General features: G+C 52.1%; 16 protein-coding genes and 1 other annotated feature. Of the genes, 1 reads left to right on the top strand and 15 read right to left on the bottom strand.

Annotated features, from left to right (window positions below):
* The first annotated feature begins 50 nt into the window (after nucleotides 1–50).
* Nucleotides 51–296: a binding site (T-box leader), on the top strand.
* A 65-nt stretch (nucleotides 297–361) separates the two neighbouring features.
* Nucleotides 362–1945, top strand: a complete 1584-nt coding sequence (gene serA / locus PAE68_RS10840; protein WP_281886838.1) for a phosphoglycerate dehydrogenase — start codon at nucleotides 362–364, stop codon at nucleotides 1943–1945.
* A 116-nt stretch (nucleotides 1946–2061) separates the two neighbouring features.
* On the opposite strand, the gene PAE68_RS10835 is transcribed toward serA, so the two are convergent.
* From PAE68_RS10835 to PAE68_RS10765, 15 genes are all read right to left on the bottom strand, one after another.
* A complete protein-coding gene (locus tag PAE68_RS10835; protein ID WP_281886835.1) occupies nucleotides 2062–3915 on the bottom strand; it encodes an ATP-binding protein in 1854 nt (617 codons plus the stop codon).
* A 1-nt stretch (nucleotide 3916) separates the two neighbouring features.
* Nucleotides 3917–4633: a response regulator transcription factor gene (locus tag PAE68_RS10830; RefSeq protein WP_281886834.1), complete on the bottom strand. Its 717-nt coding sequence runs from the start codon at nucleotides 4631–4633 to the stop codon at nucleotides 3917–3919.
* Between the two features lie 56 nt (nucleotides 4634–4689).
* Nucleotides 4690–5937: a cytochrome c biogenesis protein CcsA gene (ccsA, locus tag PAE68_RS10825; RefSeq protein WP_281886831.1), complete on the bottom strand. Its 1248-nt coding sequence runs from the start codon at nucleotides 5935–5937 to the stop codon at nucleotides 4690–4692.
* Nucleotides 5934–7643, bottom strand: coding sequence for a cytochrome c biogenesis protein ResB (gene resB / locus PAE68_RS10820; protein WP_281886829.1), 1710 nt, complete (start codon nucleotides 7641–7643; stop codon nucleotides 5934–5936). Before resB ends, ccsA begins: the two co-directional genes overlap by 4 nt.
* Nucleotides 7644–7698: 55 nt before the next feature.
* The gene (gene resA, locus PAE68_RS10815; protein WP_281886826.1) at nucleotides 7699–8223 is read right to left on the bottom strand and encodes a thiol-disulfide oxidoreductase ResA; all 525 of its coding nucleotides are present in this window, start codon (nucleotides 8221–8223) and stop codon (nucleotides 7699–7701) included.
* Between the two features lie 123 nt (nucleotides 8224–8346).
* Nucleotides 8347–9117 carry a pseudouridine synthase gene (locus PAE68_RS10810; RefSeq protein ID WP_281886824.1) on the bottom strand — a complete coding sequence of 257 codons (771 nt, stop codon included), beginning with the start codon at nucleotides 9115–9117 and terminating at the stop codon, nucleotides 8347–8349.
* 18 nt (nucleotides 9118–9135) lie between these two features.
* Nucleotides 9136–9474, bottom strand: coding sequence for a peptidoglycan recognition protein family protein (locus PAE68_RS10805; RefSeq protein ID WP_281886822.1), 339 nt, complete (start codon nucleotides 9472–9474; stop codon nucleotides 9136–9138).
* Between the two features lie 130 nt (nucleotides 9475–9604).
* Nucleotides 9605–10141: a spore maturation protein gene (locus tag PAE68_RS10800; protein WP_281886819.1), complete on the bottom strand. Its 537-nt coding sequence runs from the start codon at nucleotides 10139–10141 to the stop codon at nucleotides 9605–9607.
* A 7-nt stretch (nucleotides 10142–10148) separates the two neighbouring features.
* A complete protein-coding gene (locus PAE68_RS10795; protein WP_281886818.1) occupies nucleotides 10149–10748 on the bottom strand; it encodes a nucleoside recognition domain-containing protein in 600 nt (199 codons plus the stop codon).
* A 98-nt stretch (nucleotides 10749–10846) separates the two neighbouring features.
* The gene (locus PAE68_RS10790; RefSeq protein WP_281886815.1) at nucleotides 10847–12031 is read right to left on the bottom strand and encodes a D-alanyl-D-alanine carboxypeptidase family protein; all 1185 of its coding nucleotides are present in this window, start codon (nucleotides 12029–12031) and stop codon (nucleotides 10847–10849) included.
* Between the two features lie 280 nt (nucleotides 12032–12311).
* Nucleotides 12312–13022: an SOS response-associated peptidase gene (locus PAE68_RS10785; RefSeq protein ID WP_281886813.1), complete on the bottom strand. Its 711-nt coding sequence runs from the start codon at nucleotides 13020–13022 to the stop codon at nucleotides 12312–12314.
* Between the two features lie 215 nt (nucleotides 13023–13237).
* Complete coding sequence (locus tag PAE68_RS10780) at nucleotides 13238–15781, bottom strand: ABC transporter permease (protein WP_281886811.1); 2544 nt, start codon at nucleotides 15779–15781, stop codon at nucleotides 13238–13240.
* Nucleotides 15778–16494 (bottom strand): ABC transporter ATP-binding protein, encoded by a 717-nt coding sequence (locus tag PAE68_RS10775; protein ID WP_309299323.1) that lies wholly within the window; start codon nucleotides 16492–16494, stop codon nucleotides 15778–15780. The genes PAE68_RS10780 and PAE68_RS10775 overlap by 4 nt, the downstream gene beginning before the upstream one ends.
* A complete protein-coding gene (locus PAE68_RS10770) occupies nucleotides 16445–17698 on the bottom strand; it encodes a zinc metalloprotease (RefSeq protein WP_281886809.1) in 1254 nt (417 codons plus the stop codon). The genes PAE68_RS10775 and PAE68_RS10770 overlap by 50 nt, the downstream gene beginning before the upstream one ends.
* A 45-nt stretch (nucleotides 17699–17743) precedes the next feature.
* Nucleotides 17744–19195: a radical SAM/SPASM domain-containing protein gene (locus tag PAE68_RS10765; RefSeq protein ID WP_281886806.1), complete on the bottom strand. Its 1452-nt coding sequence runs from the start codon at nucleotides 19193–19195 to the stop codon at nucleotides 17744–17746.

The raw sequence follows: 19195 nt of genomic DNA, 5'->3' as shown, positions 1-19195 counted from the left end.
AGCCTGATTTTGGCATGGTAAGCTAGGGGCAAATTTACGAGCATATTTGACACAAAACGATGACGGAGCCAAGCATTATACGAAAGCGCACAGAGAGCCGGTGGGTGGTGGAAACCGGACGCGATCGTCATGCGGAGCACTCCAGAGTTGCTGCCTCGAAGCTTCCAGTAGTTGCAGCCGGTTAGAAGCCGTTACCCTTCCAGGTCTGTCGAACAACAGACTGTCCGAGGCTGCGCGTGCGAACGTGTAGCGAATTAGGGTGGTACCACGAGATGAATCAGCTCCTCGTCCCTTGTATACGCTAGACGTATCGGGATGAGGAGTTTTTGGTTTGTATAAAAAGATAATGGAGGGAAATGTAATGTTTAAAGTGTTAGTCATGGATGGAATCAGCGACATGGGGATTCAGCTGTTGTACGATGCACAGGATGTTGAGGTGGACAAGAAGAACGGCTTGTCCGAGGATGAGCTTGTCGCCATCATCACCGAGTATGACGCCCTTCTCGTACGCTCCGCCACTAAGGTAACGGAGCGCATCATGAACGCGGGCAGCCGCCTGAAGGTCGTAGGCCGCGCAGGCGTAGGCGTTGACAACATCGATCTGGAAGCAGCAACGAAGGCCGGTATCGTCGTTATCAATGCTCCGGATGGCAACACCATTGCGACATGCGAGCTTACATTTGCGATGATGATGTCGATCGCCCGCTCCATCCCTCAAGCATATAAGAAGACAGTCGGCGGCGAATGGGATCGCAAGACGTTCGTCGGCGTTGAGCTTCGCAACAAGACGCTCGGTATTCTCGGCATGGGCCGAATCGGCAGCGAGGTAGCTAGACGCGCGAAGGTATTCGGCATGGAGGTGCTCGGCTACGACCCATTCCTTACTGAAGAGCGCGCAGAGAAGATTGGCGTGAAGCTCGGTACGGTTGATTATATTTGTGCCAATTCGGACTTCATTACGGTTCATACTCCGCTCACGAACGAAACGAGACATATGATCAGCAGCAAGCAGTTCGAAATTATGAAGAAGGGCGCTCGCATCGTGAACTGTGCCCGCGGCGGTATCATTGACGAGATGGCTCTTGTAGAGGCGATCCAGGCTGGCACAGTGGCCGGCGCTGCGTTCGACGTATTCGAATCCGAGCCGCCAGCAGCAGACCATCCGTTCCTGAACAATCCGAAGATCATCGTCACGCCTCACCTCGGCGCTTCCACGATCGAAGCCCAGGAGAACGTAGCGATTGACGTATCGGAGCAGGTGCTCAACATTCTCCGTGAAGTACCGTTCAAGAACGCGGTCAACATGCCTCCGGTACCGGCTGACGTGCTGAATGCGCTCCAGCCATACTTCAACCTCGGCGAGAAGCTCGGCGTATTCCTTGGCCAGACGATCGAGGGCGCAGTAAGCGAGATTTCGATCAGCTACTCCGGTGACTTGACGGATGTCGATACGTCGCCGCTTACCCGTTACATCGTGAAGGGCGTGCTTCAACACCAGCTCGAAGGCGTCAACGTAGTCAACGCAATGCATCTAGCGAAGACGCGTGAAGTGAACGTCGTCGTACAGAAGTCGTCGGTATCGAAGTCGTTCACGAATCTCGTCTCCGTGACACTGAAGACGAAGAACGAAGAGCGCACGCTGGCAGGCACACTGCTGTCCGGCTATGGCGAACGCATCGTCCAGATCGACCAGTACCCTGTAGATATCGCGCCTAACGGCAACATCCTGCTCATCTCCCATAACGACAAGCCGGGCATCATCGGTAAGGTCGGAACGCTGCTCGGCAGCAACGATGTCAACATCGCTTCGATGCAGGTTGGACGTAAAGTAATCGGCGGCTCCGCAATCATGATCTTGACGACAGACAAGAACACGCCGCAGAACGTGCTTGATCAGCTGGTCGAGCTTCCAGAGCTAACACACGTTCGCGAGCTGTCACTGTAAGCAACAAGCTAACAACGAACTTGTTCCACGAACAACAAGAATTAAGGATAAGATTCAACAGCAAACAAACCCTCGCCGGTATCGAATCGGCGAGGGTTTTGTTTAATCCATAGTATTTAACAAGGAAGCGTGATAGAAAATGTCGTACCTTGTCCGGGCAAGCTTCGCGCTTGTACGACGCCGCGGTGCGCTTCTACGATGTTCTTGACGATCGAGAGCCCTAGCCCTGTTCCGCCTGAGGAACCGCGTGTACGGGCTTTGTCCGCCTTGTAGAAGCGTTCGAAGATGAACGGCAGATCTTGGGCCGGGATACCGTCTCCCTCGTCGCTAACCTCGATTAGAACGGCCTTCTCACCGCGCAGCAGCGTGCTCGTTGCGCGTATTCGGATGTGCGCGTCCGCTGGTGTATGGCGAATCGCATTATCGAGCAGATTCGTCATCACCTGCTCCAGTCGATCCTCATCCGCCTTCTCGAGCTTAAGTGGCACGTTATCGAGGTCATACGACATCTGAATGCCCTTCTCCTTGGACAGTACAGCAAATTTGCGGTGCATTCGCTTCATGAAGGTGTGTACGTCGAGCTCACGAAGATGCAGCTCCAGATTCCCCGTCTCCATCTTGGCCAGATCGAGCAGATCGTGCACGAGACGCCCCATTCGCAGTGACTCGTCATAGATGACCTGCGCCAGCTCCTGCCGCTCCTCCGGCGATCCAGCGATGTCGTCGATGAGTGCCTCGCTGTAGCCCTGCAGCATCGACAGCGGTGTGCGCAGCTCGTGCGAGACGTTCGCGACGAAATCCTTGCGCAGCTTGTCGAGCCGATACTCCTCGGTGACGTTACGCATTACAGCGACGACGCCTCGTACGAGATCCTGCGAGTAGAGCGGCGCCATGACGACGGACCACACCTCGCTCTTGACATGAAGCTTGGAGGTGAGCTCCTTCGGTCGACGTATAATCTCCTCGAAGAGGGGTCGGATCGGCTCTGGAATGCGGCTCCAGCCCGTCATCGGGCCGGACGCCTCAGCACCTTCGGGTCCTCCACTATGTCCGAGCCACTCGAGCTCGTTCCAATCCCGAATAATACGCTCACCCTGCGGATTAGTCAGAATGACATCCCCTTCTGCATCGAAGGTGACGACCGCATCGGCCATACTGCGCAGGACGCTCGCGAGATGCTCCTTCTCATGACTGAGCGCTTGGATCGTATCCTCCAGCTGCTCTCCCATATGATTGAACGTGCGGGCCAGCTGTCCGATCTCATCCGATGACTGGATCGGCACCCGACTGCCGTATTCACCCTCAGAGATAAGGTCAGCTGCCGTCTTCAAGTGCTGCAGCGGCTTCGTAATGCGGCTCAGCAGGAAGAAGGCGAAGAACGTCGTCATGAGGAAGCCGCACACGCCAACGACGACGAACAGCTTCTTCACGTAGTCCTGTGTCTCCTCGGACGATTGCGTCAGCTGGTACATAATGAGTGCACCGTTCACACTCGACATGGAAGCGTCCATAATCGGCACGGCAACGGCCGTATATGTATTATTCGGCGGCAGACCGACTCGGGGTGTCAGCGTCCGATTGTCGATCGTGCTGCCACTGAATACGTTCAACAGTTCCTCTCTTGTGAAAAACTCCTCGAACGGCACACTGTGCGAGATAGCGCCACCCGAGACGACAGCGCCGGACATCATCTCCTGGGAGTAATCCTTCCCTACGACAAGGACGCTAGCGCCCTGCGCCTCCATCAGCTCATTGACGACCTGCAGGTAGCGCCGCTCTTCCTTGTGCAGCGATATTTCACTCGCGACCTTCGCTGCGAGCCGGGTCAGCGTCTCGACCTGATCCTTCGAGCGCGGGAATGACGTTTCGATATAGTTGAACAAGAATACGCTAAGTGTTAGAAGTACGACGACGACAAGTCCAATAATCGTCAGCCACAGCTTGCCGACGATGCTTTTGAATATAAACACGTTACTTCGGCACCTCGAGCTTGTAGCCCACGCCCCATACGGTCGTGATCATCGAGGCGGCTTCCGGCGATACCTTGTTCAGCTTCTCGCGCAGACGCTTCACATGGGTATCAACCGTGCGCAGATCGCCGAAAAACTCATAGTTCCACACGTCCTTCAACAGCTCCTCGCGGGAGAACACCTTATCCGGCGACACCGCCAAATAGTGCAGCAGCTCGTACTCCTTCGGCGTGAGCGCAACCTCCTGTCCGCCCGCCGTCACGCGATGCGCGTCGTGCTCGATCACGAGGTTCGGAAATACGATGTTGTTGCTGGAGTTGACCTCCTTGGACAAGTAAGCCGTAACAGAGGAGCGGCGCAGAATCGCCTTCACTCGGTATATGACCTCACGCGGACTGAACGGCTTCACGACGTAATCGTCGGCTCCAGCCTCGAAGCCCTGCACGCGGTTCGTCTCCTCGCCCTTGGCTGTCAGCATAATAACCGGTGTTGCCTTCACCTGACGCAGCCGCAGACACACCTCGTTGCCGTCGATACCCGGCAGCATCAGATCGAGCAGAATCAGATCGTAATCGAAGTCGAGCGCCTTGCGCAGCGCCGTCTCGCCGTCCTCTGCCTCGTCGATCTTGTAATTCTCCTTCTCCAGATACATACGCAGCAGTCGGCGAATGCGCTCCTCGTCGTCGACGACGAGAATGTTCATTTTTACATCACTCATACAACAGACCCTCTTCCATTAGGAATAATGAGCGCTACCTGTACAGCAAACGCGGGCTAAACGCCCGCGTACGAATGAAGTCCAGCAATAACGAGATTGACACCAATCAGCGTGAACATGACGACGAGGAAGCCGATGACCGACAGCCACGCCGAGCGCTTGCCCTGCCAGCCGCGGGACAGACGCAGATGCAGGTACACGGCGTAGAACAGCCAGACGATGAGCGCCCATACCTCCTTCGGGTCCCAGCCCCAGAAGCGACCCCACGCCTCATGCGCCCAGATCATCGCGAAGACGAGCGCCCCGAGCGTGAACACCGGATAGCCGATCGCGATCGACCGGTAGCCGATCTCATCGACATCGTCCGAATCGACGCCCTTCATCATCGGATGCAGCGCAGCGCCGAGCGGCTTACGTGCGATGAGGCGAAGCAGCCCGTACAGCAAGGCTCCGCTAAGCAGCGACCAGACGACCGTGTTCAGCTTGCGGCCAGCATTCGCCCCCTTCATCCACGACGGCGCCTCCAGTAGCGGCTCGGTCATGCCGAGGAAAGGCGTCATCGACACCGTCTCTGCGCCGTAAGGACCGAAGATCGGCGGAAGCACATACGTCGACTCCTGCTTCACGACCTGATCGACGTTGTTAACGTCGGTTACGGTCACATCGCTCTTGAATACGGCCTTATAGCCGGTTCCGTTGAAGCTGAAGATCGCCGTGACGAAGGCGATAATAACGATCATGATGAACATCGTAAACTCGACGCCTCGTTGCTCGCGGCGGTCGCTCTTCTCGCGACTGTTGAAGTTAACCGTCTTGACCAAGTACATCAGTCCGGCAGCGAAGCCGACCGCGAAGAACGCTTCACCGAGAGCTGCGGTCGTAACGTGGATTTTCAACCAGTAGCTCTGCAGAGCCGGAATAAGCGGCTGAATTTCCTTCGGAAATACAGAAGCGTATGCAATAATTATGATCGCAACCGGAAGTGCGAACGCGCCGAGCACGGTCGACTTGTAGATCAGATACACGACGAGGAACGCCAGCACGATCATCATGGCGAGGAACGTCATGAACTCGTACATGTTGCTCGTTGGTATATGGCCCGCCTCGGCCCACCGCAGGAAGAAGAATGCACAATGACAGCCGAAGCCCAGCAGCGTAATGACGAAGCCAATCCGCCCCCACTTCCTACTGTATGCAGCCTGGTCTTCGACCTGCGTCGAGCTCCGACCCGATACGCCGATGACAAAGCCAAGCATAGCCACCGTATATATAATGAACGCTAGTAATAAGAACGTGCCGCTCAAGTCGATTTCACCTCATTCTCCTCATTGTTCTCTATCCGTTCGAGCTGCTCTGTCTGCTCCTTGTCCAGCTTCTTCGGATCGATCTCGATGCCGCTCTTACCGAGCAGCTCGGACACTTCCTTACGAAGACCGAACCAGTTCTTGTTCGTATGGGCGCCGAGCGCCAGTACGCCATTGTCGATGCGCAGCCAGATCCGTCGGTGATGCCAGTAGAAGCCCATAATCAGGCCGATCATCGAGATTGTCGTCCCTACCCAGATGTACGGCATCGCGCGATCGATCCGAATGTTCAAATAGCTGATATATTCAGAGAAGGCGACGTCCTGCATCGAGCCGACAGACAGCTCCAGCTTGCGGCCAAGCTCTCCGTTGATCTCATCCTGACGGAAGTTCGCCTGATCGATCTGTCTTGGGAAATAGAGGAAAGGCTCACCCTCTGGCGCTACGTCCGGGCCCTTCACCAAGAAGACGAACGCCGGCATGACCGGATTGTTCGACTTCGTAATCGGCGTCCCCTTCGCGTCCATCGCGAATTCCGGGAAGTACGCCTGCAGCTTCAGCTCATACGGCCCGAGCTTGAACTGCTCCTTCGGATTGTCCATCGACAAATCGAATGTACCGAACACCTCACCCGTCTCGACGCTGCGCAGCGAAGGCTTCACCGAGATGAGCCTGAGCGACGGCTTATAGTCGAACTGGAACGCCAGCAGCCCCTCATAATCAAGCGGCTTGTTCACGATAATGTCTTGGCGGTGCACCTCCTCTAGCACAGGCTCCTTCGAAGGATCGTCGCAGTCCGCCTTGCACTCGTACAGCACCGCCTTCGTCTCATACACCTTCGGTACGGCGATGCCCTTCTCCTTGAAGCCGTCGGTCATCTCGTCCTCGCTATACAGCTCCAGCGTGAACTTCTCATTCTTGAGATAATACGGCGAGTCCGGAATCGGCACCAGCTTCCCCTCCGGGAACGCCAGATGCTGGTCCATATGCCAGCCGGGAATGCTCCGCATCAGTACTGCCGCAAGAAAGATAATCAGTCCGATATGATTAATGTACGGCCCCCAGCGGCTGAACCGATATTTCTCCGCGAGCAGGGCTGTACCTTCGGCATCGACGTGAACGCGGTACCGCTTCTTCTTCAGCACCTCCGACGCCTGCTTCACCCATGCTTGTCCATCCGACTCGACTGGTCCCGAATACGTCACCTTCTGCCGGGTGATGAACTGCAGATGCTTGCGAATCTGCTGCTTGCTCAGCGCCCGATACAGCGGCAGCACCCGGTCCAGGCTGCAGACGATGAGCGACGTGCCGATCATGAACAGCAGTGTGATGAACCACCACGACTCGAACGTATGCGAGAAGCCGAGCAAGTAATAGATGTGCCCGCTCGTTCCGTACGTTTCCTTATAATAGACCGACGGGTCCATGTTGAGGAACGTGTTCTCCTGCGGGTAGATCGTGCCGATCGCCGAGCCGATCAGCGTAATGGCGATCAAGACTATCGCGATTTTGACCGAGGAAAAAAAGTTCCACACCCGGTCCAGCAAACCGGGGTTTTCCCGTTGCGACCGCCGCGCCATGCCGTCGTACCTCATCTCCAGCGGCAGTGTGCCGTCCGCATCCTCCAGCGGCTTGCCGCACGACTCGCACAGCAGCGTCGCTACCGGATTCTGATGACCGCATTCGCATTTCGTATTATGAATCATGCTTCCTCCTGCTTCCCCTAAGCGGTTATACGTTAGCCGTCACGACGAACGTGAGCTATGGCTTCAGCATGGCGGCAATGGTGCGATCGATATAAGCCTCGTCCATCTCCCCGATGCGGATCTCGCCTATGCGGCCATCCGGCTTGATGAAGAAGGTCGTCGGGTATTGCGATACGCCGTACCGCTTCCGCATCTGCTCATCCTTGTCGAACAAGATTGGGAACGTCACGCCAACCTGTCGAATGTAATTGTCCACCGTAATGCGCGGCTCATCGAGATTAAGACCGAGCACGACGACTCCGCTGTCCTTCCACTTCGTCTGCTGCCGGTCCAGTGCTGGCATCTCGTTGCGGCAAGGCTCGCAGAACGTGCCCCAGAAGTTCACGACGACGACCTTCCCTTTATAATCGGATAGCTCGCGAGTGACACCGTCCAGACTCGACAGCTTGAAGTTCGGCGCTGCTGCTCCGACGACCGGCTTCTCCGTACCAGCGAACAGGTTGGTGTACAGCGTCCAACCGCCAACCGCCGCAATAAGCGCGAAAATGATAATTTGGATCGACCTTCTAGCTTTTCCCATTCTGCATCACCTTCAAACCTAGTAAACTAGCGGCTGAGCTCCGAGCATCCGCCCGCCGTACGAGCCGCCGAAGACCGATGCTGCGTCATGCCGCAGCCGCTGATTTTATTATATCGAAAAATGTCAGACGTCCAATTCGCCTTTATGAATATTATGTGACTTGCCAGCTCCAACATCCTGCGCCGCCTTGCGCAGCTCCTCCACCTCGACAGGTAGCAGCGGACGGGACTTGCCTCGCGGCACGCCAGTAAGCAGAATTGGCCCGAACTGCACCCGCTTCAGCTTAATGACCGGATGATGAATCGCATCGAACATACGACGCACCTGACGATTGCGGCCCTCGAAGATCGTAATCTTGATGATCGCCTCCTTCTTATCCGGATCGACATCGTAATAATCGACCTCGGCAGGTGACGTCATGCCATCCTCCAGCTTAATGCCTGAACGCAGCTTGTCCAGCATCGTGCCATGCGGCACTCCATTCACCGTCGCGAGATACGTACGTGGCACGTGAAACTTAGGATGCGTGAGTAAATGGGCAAAATCACCGTCATTCGTCAGCAGCAGTAAGCCCTCTGTATCGTAATCGAGCCGTCCGATGGGATATACTCTCACCTTCAAATGCTTGAAAAAATCGGTGACCGTCTTGCGGCCCTCCGGGTCCTCCGCGCTCGTAATGACGCCCTTCGGCTTGTTGAATAGTAAATAGACCTTCGATTGCTTGCGAATCGGCTTGCCATCAACGCGAATGGAATCCTGCTTCGGATCCACCTTCACCCCCAGCGTTGTGACCACCTCATCATTGACCTGTACGCGGCCAGCGGTAATCAGCTCCTCGCATTTGCGACGGGATGCGATTCCGGCTTCGGCCAGCACCTTCTGTAAACGTTCCATCTCTCTCTTCACCTCAAGCTAATGATACCTATCCTCAGGTGAAATCACAAGCTGAGCCCAATCGAAGCCTGCGCCAGGACAGCTGTCGGAGTGCGGACGCAGCTGATCAGGCTGTAAATTGTACTGCTGGCACAGCCGATGCACGAGCTTCGCGAGGATGAACCATTGCTCGCGCTCCTGCGCGGTCAGTGTAACGCGCGGGGCGCTGTAATCGCCTTCGATACAAACATGGATATAGTAAGGGTCCGTTTGGGCGGAAGAAGGGATGATGACACCGTTCTTGGTGACGAACAGGTCATACCCTTTTCCGTTAATGGAGGGACATGCGGAATGATGAAGTATGATGCCAGTGTACATCGGATGATCACCTCTTCGTCTGCGGTTCATGCACAGTATATGTGCAAGACGCCAAGCGGTGCATCCCGGAGTAGTCATGAAGTGCGCTAGTGCGCTAGTGCGCGGCGGTTCGGGGTCCATCTCTGAGCGATTACGACGTGAATACGAGGTAGCAGACCGCGATCGAGGCGATGAAGCCAACCGCATCGGAGATTAAGCCGACCTTGAGCGCGTAGCCCGCCTTGCGGATGCCGATCGCACCGAAGTAGACGGTAATGACGTACAGCGTCGTATCGGTGCTGCCCTGTACAGTCGAGGCGATCCGCCCGACCATCGAATCCGGCCCGAACTGCGAGATCAGGTCGGTCGTGAACGCCAGCGACCCCGCACCAGTAATCGGGCGCAGGAACGCCAGCGGCATCACCTCGGTCGGAATGCCAAGCTGCTCGCAGATCGGCTTCAGCCAGCCGATGAAGATGTCCATCGCGCCCGAGGCGCGGAACACACTGATCGCAACCATCATGCCGACCAGATGCGGAATGATGCGAATCGCCGTATCGAAGCCGTCCTTCGCTCCGTCTACGAACGATTCGTAGACCGGAACTTTGCGGTACGCTGCATAGAGCGGGATGAAGACGATGATGACAGGTATAGCCCAAGCCGATATGAGATTGACAAAATCAAACACGTGCAGCTCACCTCTTCCTCAGCTCGATCTGCGTGCTTCGATTACGGTACCAACGGTCCACGATAATAGCTGCCGCCGTCGACACGATCGTCGCCATCAGCGTCGTTCCGACGATCTCGGCCGGATTGGCCGAGTTGTAGCTCATCCGAATCGCGATCAGCGTCGTCGGAATGAGAGTGATGCTCGCCGTGTTGAGCGCCAGCAGCGTACACATCGCAGGACTTGCCACTTCCTTGTTCGGATTAAGCTTCTGCAGCTCCTGCATCGCCTTGATGCCCATCGGCGTCGCTGCATTGCCAAGACCGAAGATGTTGGCGCTCATGTTCGACATGATGTAGCCGAGCGCCGGATGATCCTTCGGGATGCCCGGGAAGAGGGCGCGGACGACCGGTCCAAGCAGCCTCGCCATCATGCGAAGCAGGCCGGAATCTTCCGCGATACGCATCATCCCGAGCCAGAACACCATAATGCTGATCAAGCCAAAGCAGACGGTGACGCCGCTCTTCGCTCCTTCAAACACGGCCTCCGTAACCAAGTCGATTCTCCCTTGAAACGCGGCGACGATAAATCCGGCAACGATAAAAAACAACCAAATGATGTTGACCATAGCTTCGCATGCCCCTTCCCTCCCGGTTAAACACGGTTACTGTAACTCGGTCGCGATGTTACTTCAGTTCCAGCGAATGTACATGTGCAAGCTGACTTCTAATCCGTCTGCCCGGTGAACAGCACCCTAGACAGCGTCCTTAGCACGTACAGCCATTGATCGGACAAATGCCAGCTGTCTGACTCCGTATTCGTAAATGTAAAGGTTGAGCGATCCTTGAGCGACAAGCGCTGACTGCCCGGCTGCACGAGCGGCACGGAGCCGATCGACTTGCCATTGAGCATAAATTCGAGCTTGCCTGCAATGCCAAGCATATAGTCGGTCGATGTCGCATCATTCATCGTCGTCTTGCGCTCCAGCTTCGCGTCCTCGCCTTGCTCGAGCGGGTACTGGAAGTCCGTTCCAGATACAAGCGTCGTCCCTTCGACCGCCGCTCCCTTCTCCACTAGCGACTTCAATGGATAATGCTGGAAGCCATAGTCGAGCAGCCGCGCATGGTCAATCCAATCGTTCGGATCGCTAAGCGTCACGACCGCCAGCTGCTGTCCGCCGTGCGTAGCAGACGATACGAGACAGCGGCCTGCCGCCTTCGTGTAGCCCGTCTTCACACCATCTGCGCCATCATATAGCGACAGCATCTTGTTTTTGTTCAACCACGTATAGTCCCAGGACTCATGCGGGTTCGGAACCTTTTTCATCTTCGTCTTGACAATTTCCTGGAAAACAGGGTTGCGTAACGCATACGCCGTCAGCTTGGCCATATCGTTCGCCGTCGAATAGTGACCGTCCTCATCAAGGCCGGACGGATTCTTGAAGCTGGAATTGGTCATGCCGATCAGCTTCGCCTTCTCGTTCATCAAGTACGCGAAGCCTTCCACGCTGCCGCCGACATGCTCGGCGATCGTCACCGCTGCATCGTTGCCAGAGCGAAGCATGAGACCGAACAGCAGGTCCTTCAGGTTCATCTCCTCGTTCAGCTTCAAATAGATGGAGGAGCCCTCCTTGCCGAATGCGTTCTTGCTCACCTTTGCCATGTCGCTCAGGTTGCCGTGCTCGATCGCGACGATCGCGGTCATAATCTTAGTCAGGCTGGCAATTAGCATCTGCTTGTCGCCTCTTGAGCTGTACAGCAGGCGGCCTGATTCCACATCAATCAATGCCGCAGACACCGCGCTTGTCCCGACAGCAGGCGCAGCCTGTACCGTCCCGCCCAAGCCGAAGCGATAGCCGAAGCCCGAGGCAGCCAGCCACAGCGCCAGCAGCAGCAATCCTACTCTTCTCATCGTGATCCTCCCACCCCGTTCTGTTGTACGTGCGCGTCCTGCGCCTCTTTAGGTCAACTGCAGCCTGCAAGCGCCCCGTACGTTCCAGCGACGCAACGCGACATCCAGCGCTCCAGCCTGCATACCGAAGAGGACGAGCCGGACTCCCTTGTACATGTATATGCGGCTTGACCATCGATATGTATCCGGTTGGCTGTGTTGGCTGAGGAGGCTACGTGCGATGCGTTGCATGTGCGGATATGTGAAAAAAGAGCCTGCCTTCGGATACGCGTTCTCACGCTCATCCTGGCAGACTCTCGATTCGTTCAATACAGCCCGGCTCATCCCAGCTCACCTTGCCAACACCGCTGTCGACCTCGTAGAAGTCAAGCTCCTCCGCTGCATAAGGCTTCAGCATCGGCAGCAGCTCGCTCGTGGATTGAAGACGGCGGTCTAGCCATCTCTCCTCATGATCTCGCGTCAAGATGACGGGCATCCGATCGTGCACACGGGCCACAACCGAATTCGGCTCTGTCGTCATAATCGAGCACGTATGCAGCTTCGTACCATCTGGCCGCACCCACGTATCGTACAGCGCCGCCATCGCGAACGGCTCCCCGCTTCTCAGCACGAATCGGATCGGCTGCTTGCTCTTGCCGCGGCGCTCCCATTCATAGAAGCCGTCGGCTGGTATGAGACAGCGCTTGCGAGCGAGCAGCTGGCGGAACGCCGGCTTCTCCGCAGCCGTCTCCGACCTCGCGTTGATCATCCTCGCCCCGCCGCGGTCGTCCTGCGCCCATGCAGGCACAAGCCCCCAGCGCAGCTCGCCGAGCCGATTGGCAGGCGCGTATGTGCTGCCATCGGCCCCGCGCCCAACACCGCTAATTATCGCAGGAATCATCTGCCCCGGCGCAGCGTTGTATCTCGGCTTGTAATTGCCGGGCTGCTGGTCGAGCATGAACCGGAGGACGAGCTCGTCCCAGTCTAGTGTGATGGTATATCTGCCGCACATTGGAAATTCACCTCACTCACTAAGAACTACAGACAGGTTATAGGATGACGAGACAGTTATTACTGACTCGTATCATTTGCTTTGGATAAATCAATTATAACTTGTTTGAGGTCGATGAACCAAATGGTTGGGCACATCAGTAATGCCAGAAGCAGCTTGAGCTCAGATTCGGCGACAGCACCATGTCAACGTCTCCTTCATTTTGTTTCAGAAGCTTATCGCAGCATTTGAATGGGCTTGATCGCTAGTGATCTCATAGAGACTAGCAGAGCAACAGTTCCCGTTGTGACGACGGCTAGACCGATGCCAATGAAGCACCAAATCAGGTCCAGCGATACGGGAACATGGAGCATGGCACTTAGAGTTAGCGCCGACAGCAGTAGGGAGATGATGGAACCAGCGAAGCCCGCACATGCCGCTACGGTTACATATTCTACGAGTATCGCAATTAGTAGCCTTCCGGACGATGCACCGACCGTTTTAATCAGAGCGATATCCCTTGTCTGCTGCATGATGGAGATAATGATTTGATTACCGATCGTGATAACAGCAATTACAAATGCAAACACAGCAATGATCGTGAAAAATGTGCGTTGGAACTCAATCATTTTGTTCAAGCTTTCGAGTTGTCCCCCCACCGGGAAGGCCATCGCACTATTAGGTAGCTGGCGATTAACCGTCGAGAGTGCTCCGCTCAGTTGCTCGTCATTTACACGAACGCTAAACGTTACGCGGACAGGCTCGGCTACTTTCACGAGTGTGTCCGAAGGAATGAGCATGCTTGCGGTTTTGACTATTCCGGATTTGAAGAAGCCTTTGACTTCAAATTCTTCTACATGTTCACCAATCCGAACACCTACCCGGTCCCCCACTTTGATCTTCAGCACATCCCGATATTGGTCTAGGAGAAGCGCCTTGTTCTTACCTTGATCTTCTTCCGTAATCACGTTTCCTTCAATTACTGTCCATTGGGAATCCGACGCATCTTCTCCTTGAATTGATAAGTTAGTAGAGTTAAAAAACGATTGCCCGGTCTGCGCCGCTTGAGCAAACAATGGAAGCACATTCTGACCGTTAACGGACTGCAAGCTCCCATTGAGCTGATGATACATTTTTACCGACTCCACACCGGACGTCTCCTGGAGAATACGGCGCGTTTCTCGTTCATCCTGAATACTGCTCGTTACATAGAGATTGCCTGCTGCTTGCTGCTCCAACTGACTTTTCGTTTGAGCCATCAAATTTTCACCGAAAATATGACTTGCGATCACAGAGATGATCCCGACTGTAAGCGTTACAGTAAGTACACTATTACGCCTATGAGCCGACGATAGTTGATGGAACCCTAAATATATCTGCTTGGTGAAGTAATTTTTCCATAATCCAATGAATCGATAAACCATACTAAATATGAAGGCACTTACCTTCATAAATATCGCGGCAAGAAGGAGCAGTCCGAACGCCGCAAGTGAAGACAACAACCATTGTCCCAACGTGAACGCTGCGGAGGTTGGGTACAAGAAAGATTTCAAATAAAGTCCGAGCAGCAAGCTTACACCAATCATAAAGAGCATACGCTGACCGAAGGAAAGGGACGGCTGCTTACTGGCACCTGCCCAAGAATCTCTTAATAATTGAAGCGGGGAAACGCTGTTCGTTCTGCGAATGGCTAACCAACTGCTAACCCCTGTAACCCCACAAACTGCGAGGCCTGTAACGAAGATATCTTCAGGGGCAATATGCCACTTAAGGGGAAGTGTAAGCAGCGATGCCGTATAGGAGGCGATGAGCCGACTGAATATAATGCCGAGTACAAGGCCACCAACAAGACCACTTATTCCTAAGACGGCTGCTTCAGCCAGAAAATAGCGTGAAATCGCCGCTGCTCTCATCCCAATCGTCTTCATTACCGCGACTTCCTGCAGACGGGAAACCACAATAACAGCCATCGTATTGGATATCGTGATTCCGGATATAAATAGGGCAAGAAGACTGAAGAATTGTAAAAATAGAAGCAAGTTACGAGATTCCTTCTTCAACTCCTTCTTCTTGTCCTCAAGATCCACCAACTTCACGCCTGGAATTTGAGCAGCAATCGCTTCTTTCAGACTCGCGGCAGTTGAGGGATCTTTTAACATAAACCAAGCTTCATTAACATTCCCTGTCCGTTCGTTCCATAACGTTATCGCCTGCTCGTATGGCAAGTAGGCCATCCCTAATATGGAAGCATCCGTGTAGGTTTCAGATGTTGGCGGCACGATGTGCTTCACTCGAAACTCCTGAAGTGTTCCGTCGGTTGCATTCGGAAGGCCTATTGGATCACCAGGCTCTACATTCAATCGGCTCGCAGCATCCTCAGTCAGAATTACCTCATCTTGCATTAGAAGCTCCAATCCCGGTAACTGTTCATTATCGATTAGTGGATACGACCGTATATCGACGCCTTTCACAATGATATTGGTCGTCTTCGCCTCGGATTTAATCATACTAGACTTAACTAATGCAGCAGTCATTGCAGTTCGTTGCTCCGCAGGTATAAGTGCCGATATAGCCTCAGTCTGTATAGGGGTTAGATAAGCTTGAAGTGCTAGATCTCCGCCCAGCATTTGCCTAGCGGATTGGTCTATAGAAGCCGGAACAAGGCCAGTGATCATTGTCATCATGTAGAAGCTGCACGTTCCAATGAGAATGCTAAACACCGTAAGCAGCGTTCGACCTCTTGCACGGGTTAAACTTCTGATGGCCGACCGGAGAATCATGACATCACGACCTCTTCCCTTGGTTCTTCTCTTGATACTTGTCCGTCCAGAATATGAATGGTCCGATCTGAGAGCTTGCTTATTAACGGATCATGTGTGGCTAGTACGAAAGTCATTTCATACTTCTCGCGTAATTCAAGAATAAGGTCAATAATTCTGCGGCCGGTCTGAGAATCAAGGTTACCGGTCGGTTCATCCATAACGACAATGGGAGGACGATTGGCTAGTGCTCTGGCTATGGCTACACGCTGCTGTTGGCCGCCGGACAATTGGGTAGGAAGATTGCTCGTCTTATTCCCTATTCCTACAATCTCTAGCAATTCCCTGGCCCTCTGCTCCATACTCTTCCGACCGACGCTCTGTTCCCCGAAGCGCATAGGCAGCATCACATTTTCTAGCGCAGTCATCGTGGAAATCAAGTTATAAGCTTGGAACACGAATCCAACTTTTTTAGCTCTACATTCAACAAGCTGATGCTCGCTTAGATCCGTAATATCTCTTCCATCTATAATTACTCTCCCTGATGTGGGTACATCCAATGTCCCCAATATCCCGAGCAAGGTGGATTTGCCGCTACCGCTAGGCCCCATAATGCTAACAAGCTCCCCCCGGCGAAAGGAGCAGCTTATCCCTTTTAGAATATGAACTTTACCGGATTCCGTTTCATATGTTTTGGTCAACTGTGTGACTTTCATCACTTCCCTTTGAAGCACGTTTTTCACTCCTTCGCTGTGATTGTCTCTTAACTACGTACCGAAAGACTGCATTAACAAGCGCAATCCCAAGAACTACAATTAATCCTTTTTTTGACTCCCAGTCCAGGAACGGTCCACTGAATAGCGCACTTATCATAGTGTGAATGATGTAGGTCGTGGCTGTAATCACAGTTATCCAGTAAACAAAGGAAAATTTAATAAGTACTTTACGTCTATTTACCTGCATATCTCTAAAAGGACGATCCAACCTATCCCTATAACTCCTCTTACGTAAAATAAAATAAAACCAATGACTTTTTATAACCTCGAATGCTTTGGAGTGAAAATTTACAATTCCTAGCGCATCAGTTACAGCCCAAAACCCATCATAACGAAGAATAGGATTCAAATTCACACAAACGCTCACTAAAATAAATTGGTTTGCAAGTAAAAAAACGTTCTCGTTACTTATCCAGTACATGATTTCAAAAAGTATAAAGAGTATTAGTTGGAAGTAAACCCCTGCTAAGTCGATAATAACGCGTTGCTTCCTAGGAAGTCGCCATGCCTCACGCAAATCTACAAATAAGGAAGGCATAAGGAGATACAATCCAACACCAATATCTCGGGGGACAATTCCAAAGCGAAATGCAGCTGTAATATGACCAAATTCATGAAAAACTATAGACAGTAAAGCTAGTATTACAGCAAAGCTCATCCCTGTCATTGTACTAAGGGGATCCATATAATCGGCAGCCCTGTAATTTGTAAGATGGTACAGAACCGAAAGTAAAGCTATCAAGATCATTGCAAGAGCATAATGCACTGAAAATAGGAATTGAAAAGGGACTGTTAACGCCTTAAAATGAATCCCTTGAATAAAAGTAGTGCGAAACATGATTGCGGAGTGATAATTGGAGCTCCGTGGTTCATCTTTTGCACCAGAATAAAAAGCTCCAGCCGTTGATAAGCGAGTTTCTATTAAAAAGCGAAGTTCCTCTTCACAAATTGATATTCCATGTTCTGTTCTAAGAGACTTACATATTTCACTATAACTATGTGTACCATCTAAATAAGTTAAGATTTTCAATATTTTATCTGAAACTTTCAGTTGAGCTCCGGAATCAAATAAGATCAAGTAATACAATCGACTTCCGGACGTATCCATCGGGTATACCGAATAGGGCAGTATTAGCGGGTATTCGGATTGAATTTTTGACATCAATTAATCCCCCTTTACTACAGCTAAACCTGCCCATTATATCCATTAATTATTCAAGACACCAGTAAACGACTCCTCATTTTGTTTAATGTATGTCGAGATTGTTGGGTGAGTGAAATTACAATATGGTTTATTTATATCGCCATTTCTCATTAAATTGGTATAGCCACACCCACCGCCACAGAACAAAGCAATACTACAGGAACTGCATTGCTCCGAGTCAGTTATATCTTGATTCCACATATCATGCTTCTTTTTGTCTATATTATAAGAAGGTATGAACGTTCCGACTGCGAGTTCTTTACGACCAACAGATTCAGGACAGGCGTATATTAACCCTTCAGCACCAAAGGCATAGTATCGATGATCTCTTGCGCTGCATTCTTTGAAGATAGGCAACGTATTAGGTGTTGAGTTACAGCTATCGCATGGATTGGATGACCATCCCTTTGATTGAAGTGCTTGGCGTATTCGACTGGTTCTCATGTTGAGATCGGTGCCCAATTGTGCGTGAAACTTATCCAAGAATACATCCACATTACCGAATTTTCCATAGAGTGCAGCAAGTAACTTGTGTTCAGGCAGATGATTTGGCAAATTATCACCGTAATGATCAGTAACTGGGGATATCTGCCATAGAAATAATGGATGTTCAGGCCAGCCCTTGTCCTCAATAAATAATGCTAGTTCTTCTAATTGATCAACATTGTCCTTATTTACATTTGTTCTTAAGCCTATTCTAAATCCATTAGCCATCGCAAGATCAATATTGTGTACTATGCGATCAAAGGTCCCACGACCATTCGCATTAATCCTCATCTGATCATGAAGATGCTTGGGGCCGTCAATTGTAATCTGAAAGTAATCCCACATATCACGATATTGCTTGAAAAAATCGATGTATTCATGTAAAAAGGTACCATTAGTAATGGCGTGGAAACGAAAACCGTAATCTTCAATACCGCGTCTTACCACTTCATAAACAGCAGCTTTTGTTGTGGGGAGTAGCGGCTCCCCTCCATATAACATCATTTGATGACTGGCGTTTACAAACCTGCCCCTTCTTTTTTCCATGCTTAGTATAGAATCAACAGCTTCAAAGAGCTTATTAATTTCTTCATGGCTAAGGGCATGCGATTGTTTATGAATCTCATGACCTTGATAACAATAGGGACATCTCAGATTGCACATATACGTTGTGCATACATTAAACACAAATCCGGTATTTGACATCGCTGAGATTTTATTTACTTGTTCTTTTATCTGAAGAAGCTTTTTCCATTCTTCCTCACGACTTTTGAAGATGTACCCTCTATGTGTTAAAAATTGGATTAACTCCTCAACATGTATACCCGAAGGAATATCACCTCGCTTTAATCTGCCTAAGAAAGACTTTACTTCGGGTCCAATCGTGTCCACAGCTCCACTTAGAGAATTAACCAAAACATAGTTTCCGTCTGATAGTTTATAATATGAATTATATGTACTTGGGATCAT

Source organism: Paenibacillus sp. YYML68 (assembly GCF_027923405.1).
Taxonomy (GTDB): domain Bacteria; phylum Bacillota; class Bacilli; order Paenibacillales; family NBRC-103111; genus Paenibacillus_G.
This window is presented reverse-complemented; position numbering and strand designations above follow the sequence as displayed.